The sequence below is a fragment of the Vibrio sp. N418 genome, from assembly GCF_000222565.1.
GTDB lineage: Bacteria > Pseudomonadota > Gammaproteobacteria > Enterobacterales > Vibrionaceae > Vibrio > Vibrio scophthalmi.
In genome coordinates this window covers 15,246-39,800 of sequence record NZ_AFWD01000040.1, presented here as the reverse complement: position 1 = coordinate 39,800, position 24,555 = coordinate 15,246, and the positions used below count along the sequence as shown (strand labels likewise).

26 protein-coding genes, 9 tRNA genes and 1 riboswitch are annotated in these 24,555 nt (G+C 45.4%); of the genes, 22 read left to right on the top strand and 13 right to left on the bottom strand.

What is annotated here, in order from left to right; all coding sequences use genetic code 11:
- Positions 1–180: riboswitch (Lysine riboswitch) on the top strand.
- A gap of 128 nt (positions 181–308) precedes the next feature.
- On the top strand, positions 309–1,661 hold the full coding sequence (gene lysC, locus RH86_RS07795; RefSeq protein WP_009385814.1) for a lysine-sensitive aspartokinase 3: 1,353 nt from the start codon (positions 309–311) through the stop codon (positions 1,659–1,661).
- Positions 1,662–1,724: 63 nt separating this feature from the next.
- Here the strand turns inward: lysC and RH86_RS07790 are convergent, their stop codons facing one another.
- Entirely contained in the window at positions 1,725–2,825 is a 1,101-nt protein-coding gene (locus tag RH86_RS07790; RefSeq protein ID WP_009385813.1) for a PilT/PilU family type 4a pilus ATPase, read from the bottom strand.
- Between the two features lie 14 nt (positions 2,826–2,839).
- The gene (locus RH86_RS07785) at positions 2,840–3,871 is read right to left on the bottom strand and encodes a type IV pilus twitching motility protein PilT (RefSeq protein WP_009385812.1); all 1,032 of its coding nucleotides are present in this window, start codon (positions 3,869–3,871) and stop codon (positions 2,840–2,842) included.
- Between the two features lie 24 nt (positions 3,872–3,895).
- Between RH86_RS07785 and RH86_RS07780 the strand changes: the two genes are divergently transcribed.
- From RH86_RS07780 to hemW, 7 genes are read left to right on the top strand one after another with little or no spacing between them, the layout of a single operon-like run.
- Positions 3,896–4,612: a YggS family pyridoxal phosphate-dependent enzyme gene (locus RH86_RS07780; RefSeq protein ID WP_009385811.1), complete on the top strand. Its 717-nt coding sequence runs from the start codon at positions 3,896–3,898 to the stop codon at positions 4,610–4,612.
- 49 nt (positions 4,613–4,661) lie between these two features.
- Positions 4,662–5,480: a pyrroline-5-carboxylate reductase gene (gene proC / locus RH86_RS07775; RefSeq protein WP_009385810.1), complete on the top strand. Its 819-nt coding sequence runs from the start codon at positions 4,662–4,664 to the stop codon at positions 5,478–5,480.
- A 41-nt stretch (positions 5,481–5,521) separates the two neighbouring features.
- Complete coding sequence (locus RH86_RS07770) at positions 5,522–6,079, top strand: YggT family protein (protein ID WP_009385809.1); 558 nt, start codon at positions 5,522–5,524, stop codon at positions 6,077–6,079.
- Positions 6,079–6,369 carry a DUF167 family protein YggU gene (gene yggU / locus RH86_RS07765; RefSeq protein WP_005595633.1) on the top strand — a complete coding sequence of 97 codons (291 nt, stop codon included), beginning with the start codon at positions 6,079–6,081 and terminating at the stop codon, positions 6,367–6,369. The genes RH86_RS07770 and yggU overlap by 1 nt, the downstream gene beginning before the upstream one ends.
- A gap of 26 nt (positions 6,370–6,395) precedes the next feature.
- Positions 6,396–6,827, top strand: a complete 432-nt coding sequence (locus RH86_RS07760) for a DUF4426 domain-containing protein (protein ID WP_009385808.1) — start codon at positions 6,396–6,398, stop codon at positions 6,825–6,827.
- 12 nt (positions 6,828–6,839) lie between these two features.
- Entirely contained in the window at positions 6,840–7,436 is a 597-nt protein-coding gene (locus tag RH86_RS07755) for an XTP/dITP diphosphatase (protein WP_009385807.1), read from the top strand.
- 3 nt (positions 7,437–7,439) lie between these two features.
- The gene (gene hemW, locus RH86_RS07750) at positions 7,440–8,615 is read left to right on the top strand and encodes a radical SAM family heme chaperone HemW (RefSeq protein ID WP_009385806.1); all 1,176 of its coding nucleotides are present in this window, start codon (positions 7,440–7,442) and stop codon (positions 8,613–8,615) included.
- Between the two features lie 171 nt (positions 8,616–8,786).
- On the opposite strand, the gene glsB is transcribed toward hemW, so the two are convergent.
- Together glsB and trmB are read right to left on the bottom strand one after the other, a co-directional pair.
- Complete coding sequence (gene glsB / locus RH86_RS07745; RefSeq protein ID WP_005595627.1) at positions 8,787–9,707, bottom strand: glutaminase B; 921 nt, start codon at positions 9,705–9,707, stop codon at positions 8,787–8,789.
- A 137-nt stretch (positions 9,708–9,844) separates the two neighbouring features.
- Entirely contained in the window at positions 9,845–10,564 is a 720-nt protein-coding gene (gene trmB, locus RH86_RS07740; protein ID WP_009385805.1) for a tRNA (guanosine(46)-N7)-methyltransferase TrmB, read from the bottom strand.
- Positions 10,565–10,736: 172 nt separating this feature from the next.
- Between trmB and mutY the strand changes: the two genes are divergently transcribed.
- From mutY to RH86_RS07675, 13 genes are all read left to right on the top strand, one after another.
- Entirely contained in the window at positions 10,737–11,789 is a 1,053-nt protein-coding gene (gene mutY / locus RH86_RS07735) for an A/G-specific adenine glycosylase (RefSeq protein WP_009385804.1), read from the top strand.
- A gap of 16 nt (positions 11,790–11,805) precedes the next feature.
- Complete coding sequence (locus RH86_RS07730; protein ID WP_005595621.1) at positions 11,806–12,078, top strand: oxidative damage protection protein; 273 nt, start codon at positions 11,806–11,808, stop codon at positions 12,076–12,078.
- Between the two features lie 74 nt (positions 12,079–12,152).
- A complete protein-coding gene (gene mltC / locus RH86_RS07725; RefSeq protein WP_009385803.1) occupies positions 12,153–13,289 on the top strand; it encodes a membrane-bound lytic murein transglycosylase MltC in 1,137 nt (378 codons plus the stop codon).
- A gap of 102 nt (positions 13,290–13,391) precedes the next feature.
- A tRNA-Phe gene (locus RH86_RS07720) sits at positions 13,392–13,467 on the top strand.
- Between the two features lie 53 nt (positions 13,468–13,520).
- A tRNA-Thr gene (locus tag RH86_RS07715) sits at positions 13,521–13,596 on the top strand.
- 7 nt (positions 13,597–13,603) lie between these two features.
- A tRNA-Phe gene (locus RH86_RS07710) sits at positions 13,604–13,679 on the top strand.
- Between the two features lie 39 nt (positions 13,680–13,718).
- Positions 13,719–13,794, top strand: a tRNA-Asn gene (locus RH86_RS07705).
- A 506-nt stretch (positions 13,795–14,300) separates the two neighbouring features.
- A complete protein-coding gene (locus RH86_RS07700) occupies positions 14,301–15,926 on the top strand; it encodes a methyl-accepting chemotaxis protein (RefSeq protein ID WP_009385802.1) in 1,626 nt (541 codons plus the stop codon).
- A gap of 222 nt (positions 15,927–16,148) precedes the next feature.
- Positions 16,149–16,224: transfer RNA gene (locus tag RH86_RS07695), tRNA-Phe, on the top strand.
- Between the two features lie 51 nt (positions 16,225–16,275).
- Positions 16,276–16,351: transfer RNA gene (locus tag RH86_RS07690), tRNA-Thr, on the top strand.
- A 21-nt stretch (positions 16,352–16,372) separates the two neighbouring features.
- A tRNA-Asn gene (locus tag RH86_RS07685) sits at positions 16,373–16,448 on the top strand.
- A 38-nt stretch (positions 16,449–16,486) separates the two neighbouring features.
- Positions 16,487–16,562 (top strand) — tRNA-Thr (locus RH86_RS07680).
- Positions 16,563–16,567: 5 nt separating this feature from the next.
- Positions 16,568–16,643: transfer RNA gene (locus RH86_RS07675), tRNA-Asn, on the top strand.
- Between the two features lie 91 nt (positions 16,644–16,734).
- Here RH86_RS07675 and RH86_RS07670 read toward each other — a convergent pair.
- The 9 genes from RH86_RS07670 to mlaF all read right to left on the bottom strand — a co-directional run bounded on the left by RH86_RS07670 (position 16,735) and on the right by mlaF (position 23,340).
- Positions 16,735–17,778, bottom strand: a complete 1,044-nt coding sequence (locus tag RH86_RS07670; protein ID WP_009385801.1) for a serine hydrolase domain-containing protein — start codon at positions 17,776–17,778, stop codon at positions 16,735–16,737.
- Between the two features lie 137 nt (positions 17,779–17,915).
- Positions 17,916–18,644, bottom strand: a complete 729-nt coding sequence (locus RH86_RS07665) for a 1-acylglycerol-3-phosphate O-acyltransferase (RefSeq protein ID WP_005594974.1) — start codon at positions 18,642–18,644, stop codon at positions 17,916–17,918.
- Positions 18,645–18,775: 131 nt separating this feature from the next.
- Entirely contained in the window at positions 18,776–20,041 is a 1,266-nt protein-coding gene (gene murA / locus RH86_RS07660; RefSeq protein ID WP_009385798.1) for a UDP-N-acetylglucosamine 1-carboxyvinyltransferase, read from the bottom strand.
- 9 nt (positions 20,042–20,050) lie between these two features.
- A complete protein-coding gene (ibaG, locus tag RH86_RS07655; protein WP_006713549.1) occupies positions 20,051–20,305 on the bottom strand; it encodes a BolA family iron metabolism protein IbaG in 255 nt (84 codons plus the stop codon).
- 9 nt (positions 20,306–20,314) lie between these two features.
- A complete protein-coding gene (locus RH86_RS07650; RefSeq protein ID WP_009385797.1) occupies positions 20,315–20,629 on the bottom strand; it encodes a lipid asymmetry maintenance protein MlaB in 315 nt (104 codons plus the stop codon).
- Positions 20,626–21,264: a phospholipid-binding protein MlaC gene (locus RH86_RS07645; RefSeq protein ID WP_009385796.1), complete on the bottom strand. Its 639-nt coding sequence runs from the start codon at positions 21,262–21,264 to the stop codon at positions 20,626–20,628. The genes RH86_RS07650 and RH86_RS07645 overlap by 4 nt, the downstream gene beginning before the upstream one ends.
- On the bottom strand, positions 21,264–21,752 hold the full coding sequence (mlaD, locus tag RH86_RS07640; RefSeq protein ID WP_005593715.1) for an outer membrane lipid asymmetry maintenance protein MlaD: 489 nt from the start codon (positions 21,750–21,752) through the stop codon (positions 21,264–21,266). Before mlaD ends, RH86_RS07645 begins: the two co-directional genes overlap by 1 nt.
- 2 nt (positions 21,753–21,754) lie before the next feature.
- Positions 21,755–22,546 (bottom strand): lipid asymmetry maintenance ABC transporter permease subunit MlaE, encoded by a 792-nt coding sequence (gene mlaE, locus RH86_RS07635; RefSeq protein ID WP_005593714.1) that lies wholly within the window; start codon positions 22,544–22,546, stop codon positions 21,755–21,757.
- The gene (gene mlaF, locus RH86_RS07630; RefSeq protein WP_009385794.1) at positions 22,543–23,340 is read right to left on the bottom strand and encodes a phospholipid ABC transporter ATP-binding protein MlaF; all 798 of its coding nucleotides are present in this window, start codon (positions 23,338–23,340) and stop codon (positions 22,543–22,545) included. The genes mlaE and mlaF overlap by 4 nt, the downstream gene beginning before the upstream one ends.
- Before the next feature lie 235 nt (positions 23,341–23,575).
- Here mlaF and RH86_RS07625 point away from each other — a divergent pair, with 235 nt between their 5' ends.
- The gene (locus RH86_RS07625; RefSeq protein ID WP_009385793.1) at positions 23,576–24,541 is read left to right on the top strand and encodes a calcium/sodium antiporter; all 966 of its coding nucleotides are present in this window, start codon (positions 23,576–23,578) and stop codon (positions 24,539–24,541) included.
- Positions 24,542–24,555 lie beyond the last annotated feature (14 nt).

The window sequence follows — 24,555 nt, the reverse complement described above, 5'->3', positions numbered from 1 at the left end:
AATCACAGAAGAGGAGCACTGCCTAGGTAGATGCATCGTGGAGCCACAACTCCGATACGGTGTGTTGAAGGGAGAGCAGTGCCGAGATTGCGCTAAATTGTCGGATTAGAGCAGTCGGTTGACTTGAGTTGATTCTCATCAATTGTCATCAGCACCGCCTGATGAAGCGCTTCTGAGGTGAACTATTCACAATAAATACGAACCTCTTTATACCGCTCAGGAAATTCTCTTCTCGTTTGAATCATCAAACAAAAAACATCGGACGTTGGGATTCCAACAACAATTTAGGAAGTCGTGGGAGAAATACTGTGAGCTCTTTTAATGTCGCCAAATTTGGCGGTACTAGTGTCGCAAACTTTGAAGCAATGAGCCGTTGTGCGGCCATCATTGAAAATAACCCTAGCACCAGGTTAGTCGTTAGTAGCGCCTGCTCTGGCGTAACCAATCTATTAGTTGAACTGGCTAATGGCGTACAAGAACAACAGCAACGTAGCCAAATCTTAAGCCAAATTGCAGAAATTCATGAAGCAGTACTTGGCCAACTTGAAGATGCCACCAATACCGCCGCTGAGATTTACAAAATTCTCGATACCGTCACCAGCCTTGCTGAAGCCGCTTCGATTCAAGCAACAGACAAACTCACTGATCACTTAGTTGCCTGTGGTGAACTAATGTCAACGCATCTACTTGCTCAACTGATGCGAGAGCGTGGTATCAATGCTCAGCGTTTTGATATTCGCCAAGTACTACGCACAGATAATACCTTTGGCAAAGCCGAACCGAATGTAGAACAAACCGCTCAGTTAGCGACACAACATTTGGTCCCTCTCTGCCAAGAATTCGTTGTCATCACGCAGGGCTTTATCGGTTCTGATGAGCTCGGTAACACCACGACTCTCGGTCGCGGAGGTAGTGATTACAGCGCAGCATTGATTGCAGAAGCCGTTAAAGCAGAAGGTTTAGAGATCTGGACTGATGTTCCGGGTATTTACACCACCGATCCTCGTATTGCTGAAAAGGCGTCTCCAATCCCAGAGATTAGCTTTAGTGAAGCATCTGAAATGGCCAACTTTGGCGCCAAGATCCTACACCCTTCAACGTTAGTACCAGCGCTACGCCATGATATTCCGGTATTTGTAGGATCATCAAAAGAGCCAGAAAAAGGCGGCACATGGATCCGTCATCAGGTGCAAAGCTCACCTCTTTTTCGTGCACTAGCCCTGCGCTGTAATCAAACTATGGTAACGCTACACAGTGCTAACATGTTCCATGCTTATGGCTTCCTCGCGAAAGTATTTGAGATTCTGGCCAAGCATAAAGTCTCGGTGGATTTGATCACCACCTCAGAGATCAGTGTGTCACTCACTCTCGATCAAACGGGCACTTCTGGCGGCGCACCACAATTGCCAAGCGAGGCACGTGAAGAGCTCGAAGCATTATGCACCGTCGAGGTAGAACATAATCTATGTTTAGTGGCGCTGATCGGTAACAACATGAGCGAAAGCCGCGGCTACGCAAAACAAGTGTTTGGTACCCTAGAAGATTTCAACTTACGTATGATTTGCTACGGCGCAAGCCCGCACAACTTATGCTTCTTACTGCATGAATCGGTGTCACGCCAAGCGATCCAAAAACTGCATCAAGAGCTATTTGAAAAATAATCTTGAAACCAAAAATAAAAAAACCGAGCTGTATGCTCGGTTTTTTTGTCCATAAGATCCCTATCAATCCATATCAATGGTGATATCAGCCAGAGACCCACTCGTTAAAGACTCTCCGCGCTCCGTTTTAAGCATAATGCGTAAATCATTGGCAGAGTCAGCACTGTGCAGCGCATCCTCTTCACTAATTTTGCCATCAACCAGCAACTGAAATAACGACTGGTCAAAAGTCTGCATACCCGTCTGCTGCGATTTCGCCATGGTCGCTTTCACTTCGTGCAACTCGCCACGACGGATCAAATCAGCGATGCGAGGGCTATTGAGCAGCACTTCAAAAACACCATGACGACCTTGACCATTTTTATCTCGCAGCAACTGCTGAGCAACCACGCCTTTCAGGTTCATCGACAAATCAAATAACAACTGCTCTTTTTTCTCTTTGGGCACCAAATGTAAAATACGCTCTAACGCTTGATTGGCATTATTAGCGTGCAAGGTTGCCATACACAGATGACCAGTTTCCGCAAACGCCATTGCATATTCCATGGTTTCTCGACTACGAATCTCACCAATTAAGATCATATCCGGCGCTTGGCGCAGCGAGTTTTTCAGGGCGACTTCATAGCTTTCAGTATCGAGGCCGACTTCACGCTGAGTCACAATGCAACGCTGATGTTCGTGAACAAATTCAATCGGATCTTCCACGGTGAGAATGTGACCGCTGCGGTGTTGATTTCGATAGCCAGTCATTGCCGCCATGGTGGTCGATTTACCAGAACCGGTTGCTCCAACCACCAGCACCAAACCTCGTTTGGTGGTCGCCAACTCTTGCAACACCGTAGGGAGATTAAGTTCTTCACAAGTTGGAATCTTCGTTTCGATACGTCGAATTACCGCCCCGGGTTGCTCACGTTGAAAAAAGGCAGAAACACGAAATCGTCCGCAATCTCGCACCACGGCAAAATTCGCTTCACGACTGCGTTTGAACTCGCTCAAGCGCTCGCTATCCATCAACGAGCTCAATAACGCGAACACCTCTTGCTCACCAAGCTTATCGCCTTGTGGCTGTAATTCACCATCAACACGATAAAGCACTGGAGCGCCAACGGTGATATACAGATCTGACGCTTTTTGCTTACTCATTCCTTGAAGGAAGGCATCCATATTGTTTTGCTCCTTTAGAAATCTAGCGAGCCAATTTTTTGCTCAACCTCAGCTTGATCGACCAAGCCCTTGGCAATCAAAAGTTTGGCATTTTGTTCCATAGTTTGCATGCCTTGAGCCGATCCTGTTTGGATCACTGAATACATCTGCGCGACTTTATCTTCACGGATCAAGTTACGGATTGCAGGCGTCGCCATCATAATTTCATGACAGGCAACACGACCACCGCCAATACGCTTCAGCAGTTTTTGTGCAATCACTGAACGTAGTGATTCCGAAAGCATAGAACGCACCATGCCTTTCTCACTGCCCGGAAAAACATCAATAATACGGTCAATGGTTTTGGCTGCAGAGCTGGTGTGCAACGTAGCAAAAACTAAGTGGCCCGTTTCCGCTGCCGTTAGCGCCAAACTAATCGTTTCTTGATCACGCAACTCACCAACAAGAATGACATCAGGATCTTCACGTAAAGCACTACGCAACGCCGCTTTAAAGCTGCGAGTATCTCGATGTACTTCACGTTGGTTGACCAAACATTTTTGATTGCTGTGAACAAATTCAATCGGATCTTCAATGGTAAGAATATGCTTGTTATGGTTTTGATTAATATAATCAACCATCGCCGCCAATGTGGTCGACTTACCAGAACCCGTGGGGCCCGTCACCAGCACTAAGCCTTTTTCCAAGTTAACGATACTTTCAAATATCGCCGGCGCTTCAAGCTGATCCAACGTTGGAATAGAGGTAGGAATAGTACGAAAAACCGCTGCGCTGCCGCGTGCTTGATTAAACGCATTAACACGAAAACGACCGATATCGGGAAGTTCAAATGAAAAATCAACTTCTAAGTGTTCTTCAAATTCGCTACGCTGAGCATCGTTCATCACTTCAAAAATCAAGCGATGGACTTCGGCGTGGCTAAAAGCAGGGATTCCCAGCTTGCGAACTTCGCCATCAATGCGCACCATCGGAGAAACACCCGCAGAAAGATGTAGATCTGACGCATTATGTTTTACACTAAAATCCAGTAACTCAGCGATATCCATTTAAATTCCTTAGTAAAGTAGGCTATGAGTAGTATTCAACAAAACATTGAACAGATCACCTCACAGATCTCTAGCGCACAGCAAAAATGTGGCCGTGTTCAAGAGTCAGTGCAACTTCTCGCGGTAAGTAAAACCAAACCCAATCAAGCAATCCTTGATGCCGCCCTTGCCGGGCAACAGATGTTTGGTGAAAACTACGTTCAAGAAGGGGTTGATAAAGTAACATATTTTTCTGAGCATCAACCTAACCTTGCTATCGAGTGGCACTTTATTGGCCCTATTCAATCCAATAAAACTCGTCCTGTAGCGGAACACTTTGCTTGGGTACACACGGTTGATCGCGCTAAGATCGCTCAACGTTTAAATGATCAACGTCCAAGTGACATGCCGCCGTTGCAAGTACTGATTCAAGTAAACACCAGCGGAGAAGACAGCAAGTCAGGTATTGAAGAGCATCAAGTGTTTGAACTGGCAGCGTTGATTTCGACACTGCCTAACCTCACATTAAGAGGATTGATGTCAATTCCGGCTAACGTGCCAGATTACACATCACAATTGCGCGCGTTTAAACAACTTACAGCGCTAAAACAGGCACTGGCTGAACGCCATCCAAACCTCAAGCTCGATACCCTTTCAATGGGAATGAGTGGGGATATGGAAGCGGCGATTGAAGCCGGTAGTACCATGGTGCGTATCGGCACCGCTATTTTCGGCGAGCGGGATTACAGCACTAAAGCGTAACAATGCAAAATTAGTAAAAATAACAATATTACCCATTTAGGAAGTCATCATGGAACATAAGAAAATCACCTTTATTGGCGCAGGGAACATGGCGCGCTCTATCATCGCGGGCCTAGTGGCAAGTGGCTATCCGGCAAACTTGATTACTGCAACGGATCCTAATCAAGAGCAACGTGATTTTCTTTCTAACCAATATGGTATCAATACCGAAGCCGACAATGCGATTGCCGCGACACAAGCGGATGTGGTGGTACTGGCGGTTAAACCACAACTGATGGAAGTGGTTGGCCAAGGTATGCAAGATGTCGAATTTTCGCATAAATTGGTGATTTCGATTGCAGCAGGCATCAGTGCCGAGCGCCTCAACTCAATGTTTGCAGCCGAGCTAAGCCTAGTTCGCGTTATGCCAAATACTCCAGCGCTAGTCAGCCAAGGTATGAGCGGCCTTTATGCTCCTGAAAATGTTTCAACACAAGATCGTCAATTTGCCGCAGATCTTATGAGCGCGGTAGGCAAAGTATGTTGGGTTGAACAAGAATCAGGGATCAACAATGTTATCGCCGCCGCTGGTAGCGCGCCGGCTTACTTCTTCTTGTTTATGGAAGCCATGCAAGCTGAAGCGATTGCACAAGGTTTTGATAATGAGACTGCGCGCCTGCTGGTACAACAATCCGCACTGGGCGCAGCCGAAATGGTAATTGCTAACCCACAAATCGAGCTTTCTACCCTACGCGAACAAGTCACATCTAAAGGTGGTACCACCGCTGAAGCAATTCGTACTTTCAATGAGCACCAATTATCGGATATCGTAGCGAAAGCAATGCAAGCTGCGGTTATTCGCGCTCAAGAAATGGAAAAGTTATTTTAATAAGCAGAGCCAATAAGGCTCGATTGATTTAAGGGCAACCTATGAGTTCACTCAGTTTCTTAATTTCTACCGTGTTTGATTTGTACATCATGGTGGTTCTTTTGCGTCTTTGGTTACAAGCAACACGTGCCGATTTTTATAACCCATTCTCACAGTTTATTGTTAAAGCAACTCAACCTGTGATCGGCCCACTACGCCGTATTATTCCTTCGGTCGGTAGTATTGATTTATCCACGGTACTGTTTGCTTACGTACTTTGTGTGGTGAAATTTGTCGCGGTTATTTTAGTTGCCTCTAACGGCTCTGTTGCCTTCAGTGCTGATTTCTTATTCCTCGGCGCACTATCACTAGTGAAAGCAGCGGGCGGATTATTATTCTGGGTGCTGCTGCTACGCGCAATCTTGAGCTGGGTAAGCCAAGGCCGCAGCCCGGTGGAATACGTGTTCTATCAATTAACTGAACCAATGCTAGCACCAATTCGCCGTATTCTGCCTGAAATGGGTGGTTTCGACTTGAGTGTGTTAGTGCTGTTCATCGTGCTGCAATTTGCCAACTTCCTTATGGGCGACATCATCGGTCCTATTTGGTACCAACTATAGTGTCTGTAGCGGTTTGGAAGGAAGGTGAAGACATCGTGCTTCGCCTTTATATTCAACCTAAAGCCAGCCGTGACAAAATCGTCGGCTTGCATGGTGAAGAAGTCAAAATCGCCATTACCGCTCCGCCAGTGGATGGCAAAGCCAATGCGCACTTGTCTAAGTATCTGGCAAAACAATTTAAAGTGGCTAAGGGATTGGTCAAGATTGAAAAAGGTGAACTCGGACGGCACAAACAAGTGCGTATCGTGACTCCCAACCAGATCCCTGCTGAAATTGAAGCCATCCTATGATGGCTTTTTATCTCAGGAATATCACAATGACAAAATACCTCATCGCTTTACTTGCATGCGTTCTATCACTGCCAAGCATTGCTGGTCAGTTCACTACCATCAAAGATGTTGAAGTGCACTACTCAGCATTTAATTCAACTTTTCTTACCCCTCAAGTCGCCCGTAGCTACCAACTAAAACGCAGTGGCTACTCCGCCATTTTAAACCTCAGCCTACTCGACCGTTCACAGCTAGGTAAGCCCGCTATCAGTGGCAAACTGACTGGCACGGCAAAAAATTTAATTGGTCAAACTCGCGAGCTAAACTTTAGGAAAGTAGAAGAAGGGGATGCCATATACTATTTGGCTGAATTTGCCATCACTGAAGAAGAAACTATTCGCTTTAATATCGAACTCGATGCTGGCAATAAAGGCAAAGGCACTTTAAAGTTCACCCAAAAATTTTATGTTGAAGAGTAACTAGGATAGAGCATGAGCAAGATTGTATTAGCGACAGGTAACCAAGGTAAGGTACGTGAAATGGCCGACCTATTGGCCGATTTTGGTTTCGACGTATTTGCTCAAAGCGAATTTAACGTCATTGACGCCGAAGAAACCGGTACCACCTTTATCGAAAATGCGATCATTAAAGCACGTCACGCAGCAGCAGAAACGGGCCTAGCGGCGATTGCTGATGACTCAGGTCTTGAAGTCGATTATCTACAAGGTGCTCCTGGCATTTATTCTGCTCGTTACGCAGGCGAAGATGCGAGTGACCAAGACAATATCGATAAGCTACTTAAAGCGATGGTTGACGTGCCAGCAGAGCAACGTACTGCACGTTTTCACTGTGTTTTAGTCTTTATGCGCCATGCGGCCGATCCAACTCCTATCGTGTGCCATGGTAAATGGGAAGGTCGTATTCTTACTGAAGCTCAAGGTGAAAACGGCTTTGGCTACGATCCGATTTTTTATGTTCCTGAAGACGATTGCTCATCTGCCGAGCTTGAACCGACGCGTAAAAAGCAGCTTTCACATCGTTCAAAAGCGTTGCAAAAACTCTTTGCTGCGTTATCTGAGCAGCGCTAATTTATGCATCTAATTCCACCAGAACTCAGCTTGTACATCCATATTCCGTGGTGCGTACAAAAATGCCCTTATTGCGATTTTAATTCTCATGCGTTGAAAGAGCAGATCCCAGAAGATCGCTACATTGATGCCCTACTGGAAGATCTTGATCGGGATATCAGTAAGTATCAACTTAACGATGCTCCAAGGCCTTTGCATTCGATATTTATTGGTGGTGGTACGCCAAGCCTGATCTCAGCCCAAGGCATTGAGCGTTTGCTCAAAGGGGTTGAACAGCGCATTCCGTTTAAGCCCGGAATCGAAATTACCATGGAGGCAAATCCAGGAACGGTAGAAGCAGAACGATTTGCGGGTTACAAAGCAGCTGGCGTAACTAGAATTTCGATTGGTGTACAAAGCTTTGCTGAAGAAAAACTGGTGAGCCTTGGCCGAATTCACGGAAAACAAGAAGCGCTCAATGCCGCCAATTTGGCTCATCAAATTGGCTTAAACAGTTTTAATCTTGATTTGATGCATGGTCTGCCGGATCAAACCATCGATCAAGCATTGGCTGATTTAGATCAGGCGATTGCATTGAATCCACCGCATTTGTCTTGGTATCAGCTGACCATAGAACCGAATACCATGTTCTATTATAAGCAGCCGACCCTGCCTGATGATGATGAATTGTGGGATATCTTTGAGCTTGGTCATCAAAAATTGACCGAGGCCGGTTATGTTCAATACGAAATTTCTGGCTATAGCAAAGTGGGTTATCAATGCCAACACAATCTTAATTACTGGCGCTTTGGTGATTACCTTGGCATCGGTTGTGGTTCGCACGGTAAATTGAGTTTTAGTGATGGACGCATTATCCGCACCACCAAGGTTAAACATCCACGCGGCTATCTCGCCGCATACCAAAACTTGGTGAAACCCTATTTAAGCGATGAAGTGGAAGTGGCGGCAGAAGATCGCCCGTTCGAATTTTTTATGAACCGCTTCCGCTTAATCGAATCATGTCCAAAGCAAGATTTTATCGATACCACCGGCTTACCATTGAGTGCAATTCAATCCACCATTGATTGGGCGCTAGAGCAGCAATACCTCTCGCAAACCGAGACGCATTGGCAGATCACCGAGAAAGGTAAACTATTCTTAAATGATCTATTGGAAGCGTTTATGGCGGAAGAAGAGTAAACACCAAAAAACTGAGAAGAGAGATTTTAGAGTCGTTGTATTAACGTCAATCGAAAATTTCAGAAACGAAAAGGGTCAGCAAATGCTGACCCTTTCACTATTCATGCGACTCAATAAGACCCATAGCGATCGCTTCTCGATTCTCGGATCTAAACTCTCGTATATTCCTAGCTAAAAGATCGACCGACCAATTCGCTCTGAAAGCAATTCGAGTGCATAAGTGCCTGCTAATGAGTTGCCCGAAGCATCAAGCTCTGGTGACCATACTGCAATCGTCATCTCGCCCGGTACGATCGCGATAATCCCACCACCGACACCGGACTTACCCGGCATACCAACACGATACGCAAACTCCCCCGCGCCATCATACAAACCACAGGTTGCCAGCAGAGCATTTAACTGTTTGGTTTGCATTGGCGTAATGATCTGCTTACCCGTTTGTACCGACACGCCTTTATTGGCGAGATAGCTAAATGTTTTTGCCAAATCGACACAGTTCATCTTCAACGCACAAGCATGAAAATAGTTATTCAGCACCGGAATTACTTCATTTTCAAAATTACCAAATGCACGCATCAAGTAGGCGATAGCTGCATTTCTATCGCTATGCATCATTTCTGACGCCGCTACGACCTTGTCGTAAACGATATGACTTTCACCTGATAACTGACGCACAAAATCCAAAAGACGCTGTCTCGGTGCAGATAGACGGCTGTGAAGCATGTCCGCGACGATAATTGCACCAGCATTGATAAATGGATTGCGCGGAATGCCCTGCTCCATCTCAAGCTGAATCATTGAGTTAAATGCTTGACCAGACGGCTCTTTACCAACACGAGTCCAAATTTCTTCGGGCTTATAGAGAGACATAGCAAGCGTTAAACTGAGCGCCTTAGAGATCGATTGAATCGAAAATCCCTCGTCGGCATCACCCGCTTTAATCACTTCACCTTGGTTGGTATAGACCGCGATCCCGAGCTTTGTATGTGGCACTTTTGCCAAGGCTGGAATGTAATCTGCGACTTTCCCTTGTCCTATTAAAGGACGAACTTCTTCCAAGATGTCCGCCAGAATCTCATATGTTGGTTTCATCATGACCTGCTTATGCTTGTAGTCTGAACCCGTAATTTTGGGGATGGTAAGGTCAAAAAAGCCAACATGATAATGTTGGCTTATTGTCTATATTCTATACCTAGTTAGGCTAAGTATAGGGAGGTATTAAATCGCTATTACGCTGTGCGTTTGTATTTAATATCCCAAACGCCGTGACCTAAACGGTGGCCGCGCGCTTCAAATTTAGTCAGTGGACGCTCATCCGGACGAGGGATGTAGTCACCATCAGTGGCAATGTTAGCAAAACCAGGCGCTTGGTTCATCACTTCAACCATGTGCTCTGCGTAGTTCTCCCAGTCTGTTGCCATGTGGAAGATACCGTCTTCTGGCTTCAGCTTTTGACGCACCATTTCAGCGAAATCAAGTTGAACGATACGACGCTTGTGGTGACGCTTTTTGTGCCATGGGTCTGGGAAGAACAGTTGCAATGTGCTTAGGCTGCCATCTGGAATCATGTTCTCAAACACTTCAACCGCATCATGGCACATTACACGTAGGTTGGTAATGCCAGCTTCGCGAGCGTCAGAGAGACATGCACCCACGCCAGGACTGTGCACTTCAATACCAAAGAAGTTTTTCTCAGGAGCATTTTTAGCCATTTCAACTAATGATGCACCCATACCGAAACCAATTTCCAACACTACAGGATTGTCATTACCGAACACTTCTTGCCAATTAAGCAGCGTATCTTGGTAATCGATACCCATCGTTGGCCAGCAATCTTTCATTGCACTTTCTTGACCTTTGGTTAGACGACCCTCACGGCGCACAAAGCTACGTATTCTGCGGATCAACTTACCTTCGTCATTGTATTCGTTAGTAGTCACTTCACTCATGATTTTGCCTGTTTAAAAATTGGTCTCGATACAAAGGGATTGTGATTATCCAAAGAATCGTCATTGGTGCAAGCATTTCCGAATAAAACCACATACTTTATCGGTTGTACTTTACCCACAATCTGTGATGCAATTTTAGCCCAATATCGAATAAATAATAAATGAGCACGTCGTGACGCCTTTTGCCCAAGCCATTTTGCAATGGTATGACGCTTATGGAAGGAAAACCCTTCCATGGCAACAAAACAAAACTGCCTACAGTGTTTGGCTGTCGGAGATCATGCTACAACAAACCCAAGTAGCTACCGTTATTCCTTACTTTGAGCGCTTTTTAACGCGCTTCCCAACGGTGACCGATTTGGCCAATGCCGAACAAGATGAAGTACTTCACCTATGGACCGGCCTTGGTTACTACGCGCGTGCTCGTAATCTACATAAAGCAGCGCAAATCGTTGCCAACGAGTATCACGGCGAGTTTCCAACCGATATTGAAGCGCTCAATGCGCTGCCAGGAATTGGCCGTTCAACAGCGGCGGCGATCCTCTCCTCCGTCTACAAGCAGCCACATGCCATCTTAGATGGCAATGTGAAGCGCACTCTAGCTAGAAGCTTTGCGGTAGAAGGTTGGCCAGGACAAAAAACAGTTGAAAATCAACTCTGGCAATTCGCCGAGCAGCACACCCCGAAACAAGATACCGATAAATACAATCAAGCGATGATGGATATGGGCGCGATGGTTTGCACTCGCAGTAAGCCAAAGTGTACCTTGTGCCCGATTGAAAAATTGTGCCTTGCTAACAAGCAAGGTAACCCACTCGATTATCCGGGTAAAAAACCGAAAAAAGAGAAGCCAGTGAAAGAGACTTGGTTTGTGATGTTGCATTACAAGGGCCAAGTCTGGCTAGAGCAACGTCCACAATCAGGGATTTGGGGCGGCTTATTTTGCTTTCCTCAGCATGATAATTCCGAAATCACACCGCAATTAGAGCGTCGCCACATTGATCCTTTACAGATCATTAGTCAGCAAACTTTGATCGCATTTCGCCATACCTTTAGCCATTACCATCTCGATATTACGCCGATTTTGCTGGATCTATCAAAACAGCCTGACGTGATAATGGAAGCCAACAAAGGTCTTTGGTATAACTTATCTCAACCAGAAGAAGTTGGCCTTGCTGCCCCAGTAAAACAATTACTGCAAAGCTTGCCTCATGAACTTCGCTAGTCAAAAGGAATCTAATATGAGCCGCACTGTATTTTGTGCTCGACTACAACAAGACGCTGAAGGTCTTGATTTCCAACTTTACCCAGGAGAGCTGGGCAAAAGAATTTTCGACAATATCTCAAAACAAGCATGGGCTGAGTGGCAACAGAAACAAACCATGTTAATCAATGAGAAGAAACTGAACATGATGGATCCAGAGCACCGTAAGCTCCTGGAGACGGAAATGGTTAACTTCCTGTTTGAAGGCAAAGACGTTCATATTGAAGGTTACACACCGCCAAGCGCATAACGTTAAGCCCATCGAAGTGAAATGACACCGCAGTTTTCTACGGTGTCATTTTTGTATTTGTAGTTAGGATACTCATGAGAAAACTCGTTTACTTTTTTACCGCCCTAATGCTGGTCGGCTGCAGCCGTGAATTCGTCGAGAGCTTTTACGACGTAAACTATGAGCCAACCAACCGCTTTGCAAAAAATTTGGCACAACTGCCCGGTCAATTTCAAAAAGATACTGCCGCGCTCGATGCGCTAATTAGTAGCTTTTCAGGCAATATCGAAAAACGCTGGGGAAGCCGTGAAATCAAAGTTGCGGGTAAAAATAACTACGTTAAATACATTGATAACTACCTCAGTCGCTCTGAAGTCGATTTCCAGAAAGGTACTATCATCATTGAAACCGTTTCTCCGACGGATCCTAAGCTGCATCTAAAAAATGCCATCATGACGACACTGTTAACACCTGATGATCCCGCTAACGTCGACCTGTTCTCTTCAAAAAGTATCACGTTAGAAGGTCGGCCATTTTTGTATCAACAGGTGGTCGATCAAGATAACAAGGCGATTCAATGGTCTTGGCGTGCTAACCGCTTTGCCGACTATTTGATTGCCAACAAGCTAAAAGTCAAAGACGTCGATTTTAAGAAAGCCTACTACGTCGAAATCCCTCTGGTCGAAAACCAAGTGGAGATCCGCAGTTATCAATATGCCGACATCGTGCGTCGTGCGTCCCAAAAATACGATATTCCGGAAGACCTGATTTACGCCATCATCAAAACTGAAAGTAGCTTTAATCCTTATGCGGTAAGTTGGGCCAATGCCTATGGTTTGATGCAAGTAGTGCCAAAAACTGCCGGCCGCGACGTATTCAAGTTAGTCAAAAAGCGCTCTGGTGAGCCAAGCCCAGAATATTTATTCAATCCGGAAAACAATATTGATGCGGGAACCGCTTACTTTTACATCTTAAAAAATCGCTATTTGAAAGATGTACAGCATCCACTAACGCTTGAGTACACCATGATCTCCGCCTACAACGGTGGGACTGGTGGTGTTTTAAACACTTTTAATCGCAACAATCGAAAACAAGCAATGAACGACATCAATTCTTTGCAACCTAATCAGGTTTTTTGGGCGCTCACCAATAAACATCCCAAAGCAGAAGCGCGTCGTTACCTAGAAAAAGTTACAAAATTCAAAAAGGATTTTAACTCTGGCAAAACCTAATGGTGACTTTCGCACAAAAACCGAGCAAACAATCGTTATTTTGAAATTATTTTCAAAAACACGTTGACGGATGACCTGAAAATCCGTTTAATACGCTCCGTTGCCCGGATAGCTCAGTCGGTAGAGCAGAGGATTGAAAATCCTCGTGTCGGTGGTTCGATTCCGCCTCCGGGCACCACAATTTGATTGTTGGTGTCTTAGACGTCAACGAGTTAGCAAAGAATTTAGTGTGCCGACTTAGCTCAGTAGGTAGAGCAACTGACTTGTAATCAGTAGGTCACCAGTTCGACTCCGGTAGTCGGCACCATTCTTTTGCCTCGATAGCTCAGTCGGTAGAGCAGAGGATTGAAAATCCTCGTGTCGGTGGTTCGATTCCGCCTCGAGGCACCATTATTTGGTGCTTATCTCGTAAGAGATGACACAGATAATTCCCCCTTAGTTCAGTCGGTAGAACGGCGGACTGTTAATCCGTATGTCGCAAGTTCAAGTCTTGCAGGGGGAGCCACTTTAAGAAAACCGTATCGCAAGATACGGTTTTTTTTCGTCTCAAGCTTGGTAAACAAAATCGACACACTTTCCGCATCATAACTTCCTCCCTACTCTTTCACTTTTCCCTGCAAGCGATCGTTTCATTAAACGTAAAAATCAACAGAGTCCTTCATCTCAGTTTCATATTGCGTTATATTTATACAAAATATCGTTCCGTAACTATTTTTTTGCTGCGTAATAAATGGCTAGATAATTAGAAAACGTCTCGTAATCTGACTACAGAATTCCAAAACTCCGGACTTAATACAGTCAAATCAGATCTTTCCATGCATTTATCTCGATTCATCACCTTTTTTATTTTGTAGCAAAAATTTAATCAGCGTCATATTTTTGAGCTTTGCCGCTATACCGCGCCAAGGTGGAGCGTAATAATTTTGTCATATTCGACGATACCAAAAGCTAGCCACTGTTAAAGGCAGTCTAAATTGACGTATCACTAACAACGTAAACTCGCGAGGGCGTATGAAACTCAAAACTCAGGCCTATATTCTGTCAGCTATCATTTTAACCGCACTTTTAGCACTGACAGTGACAGGATTATGGACACTGCGTGTGGCCAGTAATTTGGACAACAAAGCTCGAGTCACCGAACTATTCAAAAGTGCTTACAGCATTTTGACTGAAGTTGAACAAATGGCCGTAGAAGGCTCATTAGGCGAAGACGAAGCAAAAGCACTTGCCACTCGCCTGCTACGCAACAACATCTACAAAGATAATGAGTATGTTTACGTGGCAGACGAAAATATGATTTTCGTTGCAACCCCATTAGATCCACAACTTCATGGCACCAGTTTTAACGACTTTAAAGACGGCGATGGAAAAAGTGTTGGTCAGTTGATCCAACGTGTGCTTGGAAACACGACGGGTCAGATCGTCGAATACACTTGGACACAAAAACTGGAAGACGGCACGATTGAGGAAAAACTCTCGATCGCTGAAAAAACACCACATTGGGGTTGGGTTGTTGGCACTGGTATTGGCTTCAATGAAGTCAATGCGCGCTTCTGGTCTACCGCACAATGGCAGCTACTACTTTGCTTCGCCATCGCTATCGGTATCTTTGGCGTGCTACTCGTCTCTATCCGTAAAATGCTGGCGCTACTCGGTGGCGAGCCACAAGACGTGCACAGTGCGGTACAGGCCGTTGCACAAGGTAATATTCAAGCATCATTTAATAAGTCTGCACCGAAAGGCAGTATCTACGAAGCCGTACAGCAAATGAGCCTATCACTGGCTCAGCTAGTGAAAAACCTCGATACCTCGATGATCGCATTACGACAAGAACTGGCCAATGTTGAAGACCGTTCTGCTTCAATCGCAGGTTTGACAGATTCACAGCAACAATCGACTGAAATGATTGCCACTGCGATGACAGAAATGGCATCTTCTGCGAATAACGTCGCGGATTCAGCGCGAGATACTGCAAGCAATACCGAAGAAGCCGATAAGCAGAGTCAACACACTCAGCATCTAATTCACAATACCGTGGATAATATCCAAGGTTTGGCATCTCAACTCGGCACGGCAAGTCAAGCCGTGGCTGATCTTGATAGCGACGTAAATAACATCGTAAAAGTACTTGATGTGATTGGTGACATTGCTGAGCAAACTAACCTACTCGCGCTGAATGCGGCAATTGAAGCTGCGCGTGCTGGCGAACAAGGGCGTGGGTTTGCTGTTGTAGCCGATGAAGTTCGCAACTTGGCGGGCAGAACACAATCAAGCACTAAAGAGATCCAGCAGATGATCACTAATCTGCAAGCGGGCTCTCGCAATGCCATTAACACGATGGAAGTGTGTGCAGAAACCAGCCAAAGCACAGTAGTGGAATCACAAAATGCCTCTGAAGCACTGCAGCAGATCGTTATTGCACTCGAATCGATTACTCAAATGAGCCATCAAATTGCCACGGCAGCAGCTGAACAGACTCAAGTAGGTGATGATATTGCTAAGCGAATTAACCTAATTGAAGAGAGTGGTAATCAGCTAAGTAATGTGGTTGCAGAGAGTCACAGCAGTACACAAAGCCTAAATACTTTGGCGAATGACTTAGAAAACTGGGTAAGTAAGTTCACTGTTAAGCAATAATTCCTGACAGAAACCATAAAAAGCACGCTTTAACGCGTGCTTTTTTTCTGCCTGATAGCAACTAATGCTGCGCTTTTTTAGAGAAAATGCATGGCTCAACTAGCCTTACAAGCCTATAAATGGCTAAAAACAGCCCATTAAGTATAGAAAAGCAACAAACGATATTTTTTTTGCATTTTAATGTTGACCTAAAAAGCAAAAAGCCGTTTAATACACCTCGTCGCCCGGATAGCTCAGTCGGTAGAGCAGAGGATTGAAAATCCTCGTGTCGGTGGTTCGATTCCGCCTCCGGGCACCACAATTTGATTGTTGGTGTCTTAGACATCAATGAAAAATAAAGAAATAGTGCGCCGACTTAGCTCAGTAGGTAGAGCAACTGACTTGTAATCAGTAGGTCACCAGTTCGACTCCGGTAGTCGGCACCATTCTTTATTTGAAAAGATAATTCCCCCTTAGTTCAGTCGGTAGAACGGCGGACTGTTAATCCGTATGTCGCAAGTTCAAGTCTTGCAGGGGGAGCCACTTTCAATTGACGAGCGAAGCTTGTTGATGAAAAACGTGCCGACTTAGCTCAGTAGGTAGAGCAACTGACTTGTAATCAGTAGGTCACCAGTTCGACTCCGGTAGTCGGCACCATCTTTTCCCCCTTAGTTCAGTCGGTAGAACGGCGGACTGTTAATCCGTATGTCGCAAGTTCAAGTCTTGCAGGGGGAGCCATATTCGAGAAAGCCTCATCATCTGATGAGGTTTTTTTTTTGCCTGTCATTTACCCTTCCCTGCTTATCGCTCGTCACGCATAGATGACTCATTACAGTAAATAGGCCAATTGTTTAATGGTCGTGAGTGTTGGCATGCTCGGCATATCGTAGTTTGCCCCCGTCGCGACAATCACCGCTTGTTTTCCTGGTAGCATCATAATGTACTGCTCTCCGATACCTACCGCCGCTACTGCCCCATTGACAGTTGGAACCTGCCAAAAGTGCAAACCATAACCCATATTATAGCCATGAAACTGACTGTGCTTTAGTTGCTCAAACCAATGCTTAGCAACAATTTGTTGCCCCGCAAAATGCCCTTGATTAAGCCACATCAAGCCAAACTTTCCCATATCCTCTGGCGTGAGCATTAACCCCCAGTCTGCGCCAGGCTCATTGCTGCCATGCTGATTCGACCAACGATAATTTTCTATCGCTAACGGGGAAAATAGCTTCTCTTTCATGACCACAGCAAAGGGTTGACCATATACCCGCTCAATCACCTTGGACAAACCGACCGTTGAAAGACCACTATAAGCAAAACGAGTTCCTGGCTTAAAAGCGAGATCAGTGGAGAGGAACTGTTCTAACAAATCTTTAGCCATATAATGGCGCGTAAATGCATTGCCTGAACTATACGAAGCGGCAAGTTCATCCAAGGCATAACCTGTCGACATATTTAACATATCCCGCACGCTAATTTGCATCTTCTCCGCTCTATCGTTCGCTTGATACTCGGGAAATAAACTGAACACCGGCACATCCAAACTGGCGAGCTTACCTTCATCAACCGCAATGAAGATTAATGTGGCAACAAAGGATTTCGTCACCGAATGGAGATTATGCAGTTCAGAGGATCCTACAGGCACACTAGGCCGACTTTGTGAGCCAATGCGGCCACTGCCCTGCCTATGCAGCTCAAACACCTTATTTCCGTGCTGCCACGCAATCAAAGAGTGGATATTATTTCCTTTACCGCTTTCCACTCGCTTTTCGATAGGCGCAAAACGCCCTGCACTGATCACAACCTCAACGTTGGGCTTGGAACAACCAAATAGGAATAAGCCCATCGCTAAGGTGAATAACTTTTGCTTCATCTTGTTACTCTCCATTGACTTCAGGCCAATAAAACAAAAAAAGAGAGCGATTTCAGCGTGCTGCTACAGATATAAAAAAAGCGTGCGACTAAGCGCACGCTTTCTCAATTCATTTTGTCACTATCATCAAGCGAAGGTTATTTGCTTTGGTTTAGAACCTTTACTTCTTCATTCAGCTCAGCCAGCTTTTGTTCCATTTGCTCACGGCATACATTCGCTACTTCACGCACTTGCTCTTTCTTACAGCCTTGTGTGCTCACTGGAGGTAGCATTTCAACGATAACATGACCATTATTCCAACGGTTGAGCTTTACTCCTTCTGTTGAGCTACATACGATAGGCACCACATCAACCCCTGCACCAATAGCCGTATGGAAAGCACCGGTTTTAAATGGCAATAAACCACGGCCACGTGAGCGTGTGCCTTCTGGGAACATCCAAATAGACACATCACTGTTTTTCATTTTATCAATCACCTGATCAATGGTACCCATCGCTTTACTGCGATTCCCACGATCAATCAAAATATTGCCTGTCAGCCAGTACAACTGACCAAACAACGGTAAGAACGCTAAACTCTTTTTACCAACAGTAACAACTTTAGGCGTTACCGCTGCGGCCACAGTGAAGAGATCCCAGTTATTCTGATGGTTAGCAATATAAACATGCTGACCACGTGTGTACGCATCTTCAGGCATTCTTAGCTCTAACTTAATGCCAAATACGCGAGCCATCTTGCCGAACAGGCGCCCGAAGGTGAACACGTGTTTTGGGTTACGTGGGCTCAGCAAACAGTAGCCGCAACCAAAGACAAACATGACAATCGCAAATATCGCGACAGCAAAAACACGGAACAGTGCAATCATTAATGTTCTCCAAGAACAAGAGGGAAAAATTATGGCCATAATCTAACGTATCTTTTGGCCATAAAAAAGCCGAAACATGTGTTTCGGCTTACATTTGTTCGCTAAACTGTATTGTTACACAGTAAGCTCAGTTAATTAGCATCACGAAAACGTTCGATGTTTGCGCCCAACGCTGACAGTTTATCTTCAATCTTATCGTAGCCACGATCGATGTGATAAATACGGTCAACAATGGTTTCGCCTTGTGCGATACAACCCGCGATAACAAGGCTTGCAGAAGCGCGTAGGTCAGTTGCCATCACTTGAGCACCGCTTAAAGACTCAACATCACCACAAATCACTGTGTTGCCTTCGATTTCTGCTTTAGCGCCCATACGCATCAGTTCTGGCACGTGCATGAAACGGTTTTCAAAAATCGTTTCAGTGATCACGCCGCCACCCTTAGCCATAAGGTTAAGTAGCGTAAACTGAGCTTGCATATCGGTTGGGAAACCAGGGTGTGGTGCTGTACGGATAGTCACCGCTTTAAGCTCACGACCAGTCATATCTAGCGAGATCCAGTCTTCGCCAGTTTCAACTTGTGCGCCCGCTTCTTCAAGCTTAGCTAGCACCGCTTCTAGTAGATGTGCACGAGTATTACGGCATACCACTTTACCGCCAGAAACCGCCGCAGCAACTAAGAAGGTACCCGTTTCAATGCGGTCGGCAACAACAGCGTGTTTACCACCACCAAGGCGTTCAACACCTTCGATAGTAATGGTATCAGTACCTGCACCGGTAATTTTAGCGCCCAAAGCGTTTAAGAACTCAGCCGTATCAACGATCTCAGGTTCACGCGCAGCGTTATCTAATACTGTTTTGCCTTCAGCAAGCGTTGCAGCACACATGATAGTGATCGTGGCACCAACACTGACTTTATCCATTACGATATGGGCACCTTTAAGGCGGCCATCAACAGACGCTTTTACGTAACCATCTTCCAACACAATCGTTGCGCCTAATTGCTCTAGACCATGAATGTGTAGATCGACTGGACGCGCACCGATAGCACAGCCACCAGGCAATGACACTTGGCCTTGGCCAAAACGCGCCACAAGTGGACCCAGCGCCCAGATAGAGGCACGCATAGTTTTCACTAGATCATACGGCGCACAATATTCATCGATGCTGCTTGGATCTACGTGCACAGAACCATTGCGTTCTACCTTAGCACCAAGGCGCTTTAGCAGTTCCATCGTGGTATCAATGTCACGTAAGTGAGGGACGTTAGTCACTTCAACCGGCTCTTCCGCCAAAATTGAAGCAAAAAGAATTGGTAGGGCGGCGTTCTTCGCACCAGAGATAGTGACTTCACCAACTAGGGGCTTGTTAGAACCTGTTACTCTAAATTTTTCCATTACTAAACCTTACAGTGACATCAACTTTTTATCACGAGCCCATTCAGTCGGCGTGTATGCCTTGATGGAAAGCGCGTGGATGTCATTTCTTTGGATATATTCCATGAGGGGCGCATAAATGGTTTGTTGTTTCTTAACGCGGTTCATTCCCTCGAAACAAGCATCAACAGCGATCACTTCGTAGTGGCTACCCTCGCCCTTCACGTGTAGTTCTTCTAGGTTTAGTGCTTCGTTTAAAATCTGTTGTACTTTTGCGCTATCCACAATTTACCTCTAATTAATCTTTATGTGCTCAGCAATGTGTTTTTCAACATTACTCAGTGCCAGCAAAGTGCTGAGTTGCTTTGGCACGAAGCTGAGCATTATATGACAGTTTCGTTTTTTTGCATGCTCTAATAGGTGGATGAGCATCACCATTCCAGCGGAATCCACTCGCTCAAGCTGAGAAAGATTCAGCTCTAGCGTCGTTTGTTGTGGTTGCCATGCTTTTAACAGCTTCCACAGCGCGGGAACAGTGTCACGATTCAATAAACCTGTAAGCTTAGCCGTATTGTCATCAATACGCTGATATTGCTCATGGGCTATCATTTTTGTGCCTCAAAACGGATTGGTTGTGCCGCAAGCGTATCGAGCTCTTGCGCCACGGCTAAAATCCCTTCTTGACGCAGTTTTCCACTCCACTCTGATTGCTTACTGGACAGCAAACTAATGCCTTCAGCAATCATATCAAACACTTTCCATTCACCCGTTTTTTTGTCTTTACGCAGCTTGAATTCCAATTGGATATTCGGCCGTGGCGCATCAACAATATCGACCTTAACGCTAGTAATGGTCTTACTTGGATCAATCTTCAACTCAGGGCCAAACTCGATCTCCTGGTCGGTGTATTGGGTTAGAACCTGAGCATAAGAAGCAATTAAGTAAGAACGGAAAGCAATGATGAACTCATTAACGTCTGCACGTTTAGCCCCTTTCAAGTTTGAACCGAGTAGTTTCAATGCCGCATACTTATAGTTCACGTACGGCATCAACTCTTCTTCAACAATCACTTTTAAGTGATTAGGGTCTTGTTTGATGAGGCCTTGCTCTGCTTTTAAGCGCTCAAATGCCATGCTACCGACTTGTTCCATCATTGAGTATGGCTGGGTTTTATCAATTTCTGCACTGACTGCGTAAAATGGCAATATCAAGGTACAAACCGTTAATAAGAATTTTTTCAACATTACTTCTCTCCAGAGTCAGAGCCGCCACCAACGCTATACAGCACTTGGCCAATAAGATCTTCTAGCACCAAAGCCGATTTGGTGTCTTCAATAAAGTCACCATCAACCAGCATCTGTTCATCATCGAACACGAAACCAGGCGTCAGGCCGATATATTGCTCACCAATCAAGCCTGAAGTGAGAATTTGCACACTCGAGGTTTCAGGGAACTGATCGTACTGGCTATTCACCGCCATACCAACCACAGGCAAAAGTGATTCAGGGTTCAATGTGATAGACGTAACACGCCCCACGACCACACCGCCCACTTTCACAGGAGAGCGAACTTTTAGGCTACCAATGTTATCGAACTCGGCATTTAAGCTATAAGTATCGTTTGAACCAATACCTTTTACGTCAGCGACTTGAAAAATCATAATCAAGACTGCGCAAATTCCCGCTAAGATGAAGCTACCCACCCATAATTCTGTTTTACGTGTCTGTTGCATGTTTAGTTCCCGAACATCAATGCGGTCAGTACGAAGTCTAGTCCAAGTACTGCCAAAGAAGAGTGTACTACCGTGCGAGTGGTTGCGCGGCTGATGCCTTCCGAAGTCGGAATCGCATCGTATCCATTAAATAAAGCTATCCAAGTCACGGTAATGGCAAAAACAAAGCTTTTGATAAAGCTATTGCCAATATCTTGACCTAATTCAACTGACGATTGCATCGCCGACCAGAAGCTACCGTGATCGATGCCTTTCCAATCCACACCCACCAGCTGACCACCCCAAATACCCACCGCCATAAAAATCATCGTGAGTAAGGGCATAGAAATAACACCAGCCCAGAAACGTGGTGCAATCACGCGCTTCAAAGGATCAACTGCCATCATTTCCATCGAAGAGAGCTGCTCGGTGGCTTTCATTAAGCCAATCTCTGCTGTCAATGCCGAGCCCGCCCGACCAGCAAATAGCAGTGCAGTGACGACAGGGCCTAGCTCACGCAATAACGATAGCGCAACCATCTGACCTAATGCACCTTCAGCTCCGAAATCAATCAGAATGACATAACCTTGAAGGCTCAATACCATGCCAATAAACAGACCAGATAAAATGATGATCAGCAAAGATTGAACGCCAACGCTATACAATTGCTTAATTAACAACGGTGCGTTTTTGATAGGACGAGGTCTGGCTGCTAGTGCGCCAAATAGCATCAAGCTAGCACGACCAACAGACGCACTAAATTTCATACCTCGTCGACCTAGAGAGGCTATAAAATTAAGAACACGAGTTATCATTGAAATAGGTCCTCACCTATTGGTTTAGCCGGATATCGAAACGGCACCGGGCCGTCGGCATCACCCACTAGGAATTGTTGAACTTGCGGATCCGGATTGGCTCGCAGCTCCTCAGGAGTACCACTGGCAATCACTTGACCATTGGCAAGAATGTAGACCCAATCGGCAATACTCATCACTTCAGGCACATCATGAGAAACCACAATCGCAGTAATCGCCAAAGCTTGATTAAGGTTACGAATCAGTTCCACCAACACACCCATGGTAATCGGGTCTTGGCCAACAAAGGGTTCGTCGAACATGATAAGTTCAGGGTCTAAAGCAATAGAACGCGCAAGAGCCGCACGACGTGCCATACCACCAGAAAGCTCACTTGGCATAAGCTCAGCGGCGCCACGCAACCCCACGGCTTCTAGTTTTAGTGAAACTAAGGTGCGCAGCAACTCTTCATCAAGCTGAGTGTGCTCACGCAACGGGAAGGCAACGTTATCGAAAACGTTTAGATCGGTGAAGAGTGCGCCCGATTGAAAAAGCATACTCATGCGTTTTCTTTCTTGATAGAGCTTACGGCGACTCAATGTAGGGATATTCAGACCATCAAATAAAACCTCTCCACTATCAGGAGAAATCTGTCCGCCGATCAGGCGTAACAAGGTCGTTTTTCCGATCCCTGAGGGTCCCATAATGGCCGTCACTTTGCCCTTGGGAACATGTAGGTTTACGTTGTCAAAAATCTTCCTATTTCCACGTGAAAAAGTGAGATTATTGACTGTAACCAAATCAGTTGATGACATTCGGTACTCGTCGTCAGAATCCTTTATATGATGCGCAATCATAAGCAGATTAATCTCGAATTTAAAGCACTGTTCAATTAAATGTGAAGTACTTAAATTCCCGTCTTATATTCAAGCCACATATGGAATTACAAAATGGGCGGTAAATAATTGCATGTTCAGCTTCCATTTTACCCCCCAACGCGTCAAAATTGACGGTTAAATTGTTCAGTTTGTAGATAAGTTAGGATATATCATGATCGAAGCGGTAGCGTTTCTTATTATTGGTCTCATTTTTCTGGTATGGAGTGCCGACAAACTGGTTTATGGCTCTGCAGCCCTAGCGCGTAACTTCGGTATTTCACCACTGGTGATTGGTATGACGATCCTAGCAATGGGCTCTTCAGCCCCTGAAATGATGGTGTCCGCAACGGCAGCGCTGGATGGCAAAACCGACACTGCGGTCGGTAACGTGATTGGTTCCAACATCGCAAACATCGCACTAATTCTTGGCATCACCGCCATGATTAAGCCACTCTCGATTAGTTCACCGGTATTACGTCGTGAACTGCCACTGATGATCGGTGTCACCCTGATTGCGGGTGCAATCTTGTGGGATAACCATCTTGGCTTCTACGAAGGTGTGCTGCTGCTAGGTCTATTCGTTATCTTTATTCTTGCTATGTTGCGCATTAGTCGTAAAGAGCAACCAAACGGTGATGTGCTACTTGAAGAACAAGAGCAAGACGTCCCTGAAGGCGTAGACAACAAAATTGCCTTAATGTGGGTTGTTATCGGTTTAATTATTTTGCCTATCGCTGCTGACACTCTGGTAGATAGCTCTGTTGTCATTGCAAAATATTTTGGCATGAGCGATCTGGTGATCGGTCTAACGATTATCGCGGTAGGCACAAGCTTACCTGAATTAGCTGCTTCGGTAGCTGGCGTAATGAAAGGCGAAGATGACATGGCCGTTGGTAATATCATCGGCTCAAATGTATTTAACATCCTTGCGGTAATGGGTATTCCCGGCATTCTTAATCCTTCAATTCTAAGCGAGCTCGTCATGGGTCGCGATTTTTGGGTCATGTTGGCGGTATCGCTACTGCTGGTTGTGATGGCGCTAGGAAAATCGCGCAGCATCAATCGTTTTGAAGGCGCATTCCTTGTGGTCGTATTTGTTGCGTACCAGAGCTACCTTGTTATCAATATGAACGCGTAATTGTTCGCTGGAGA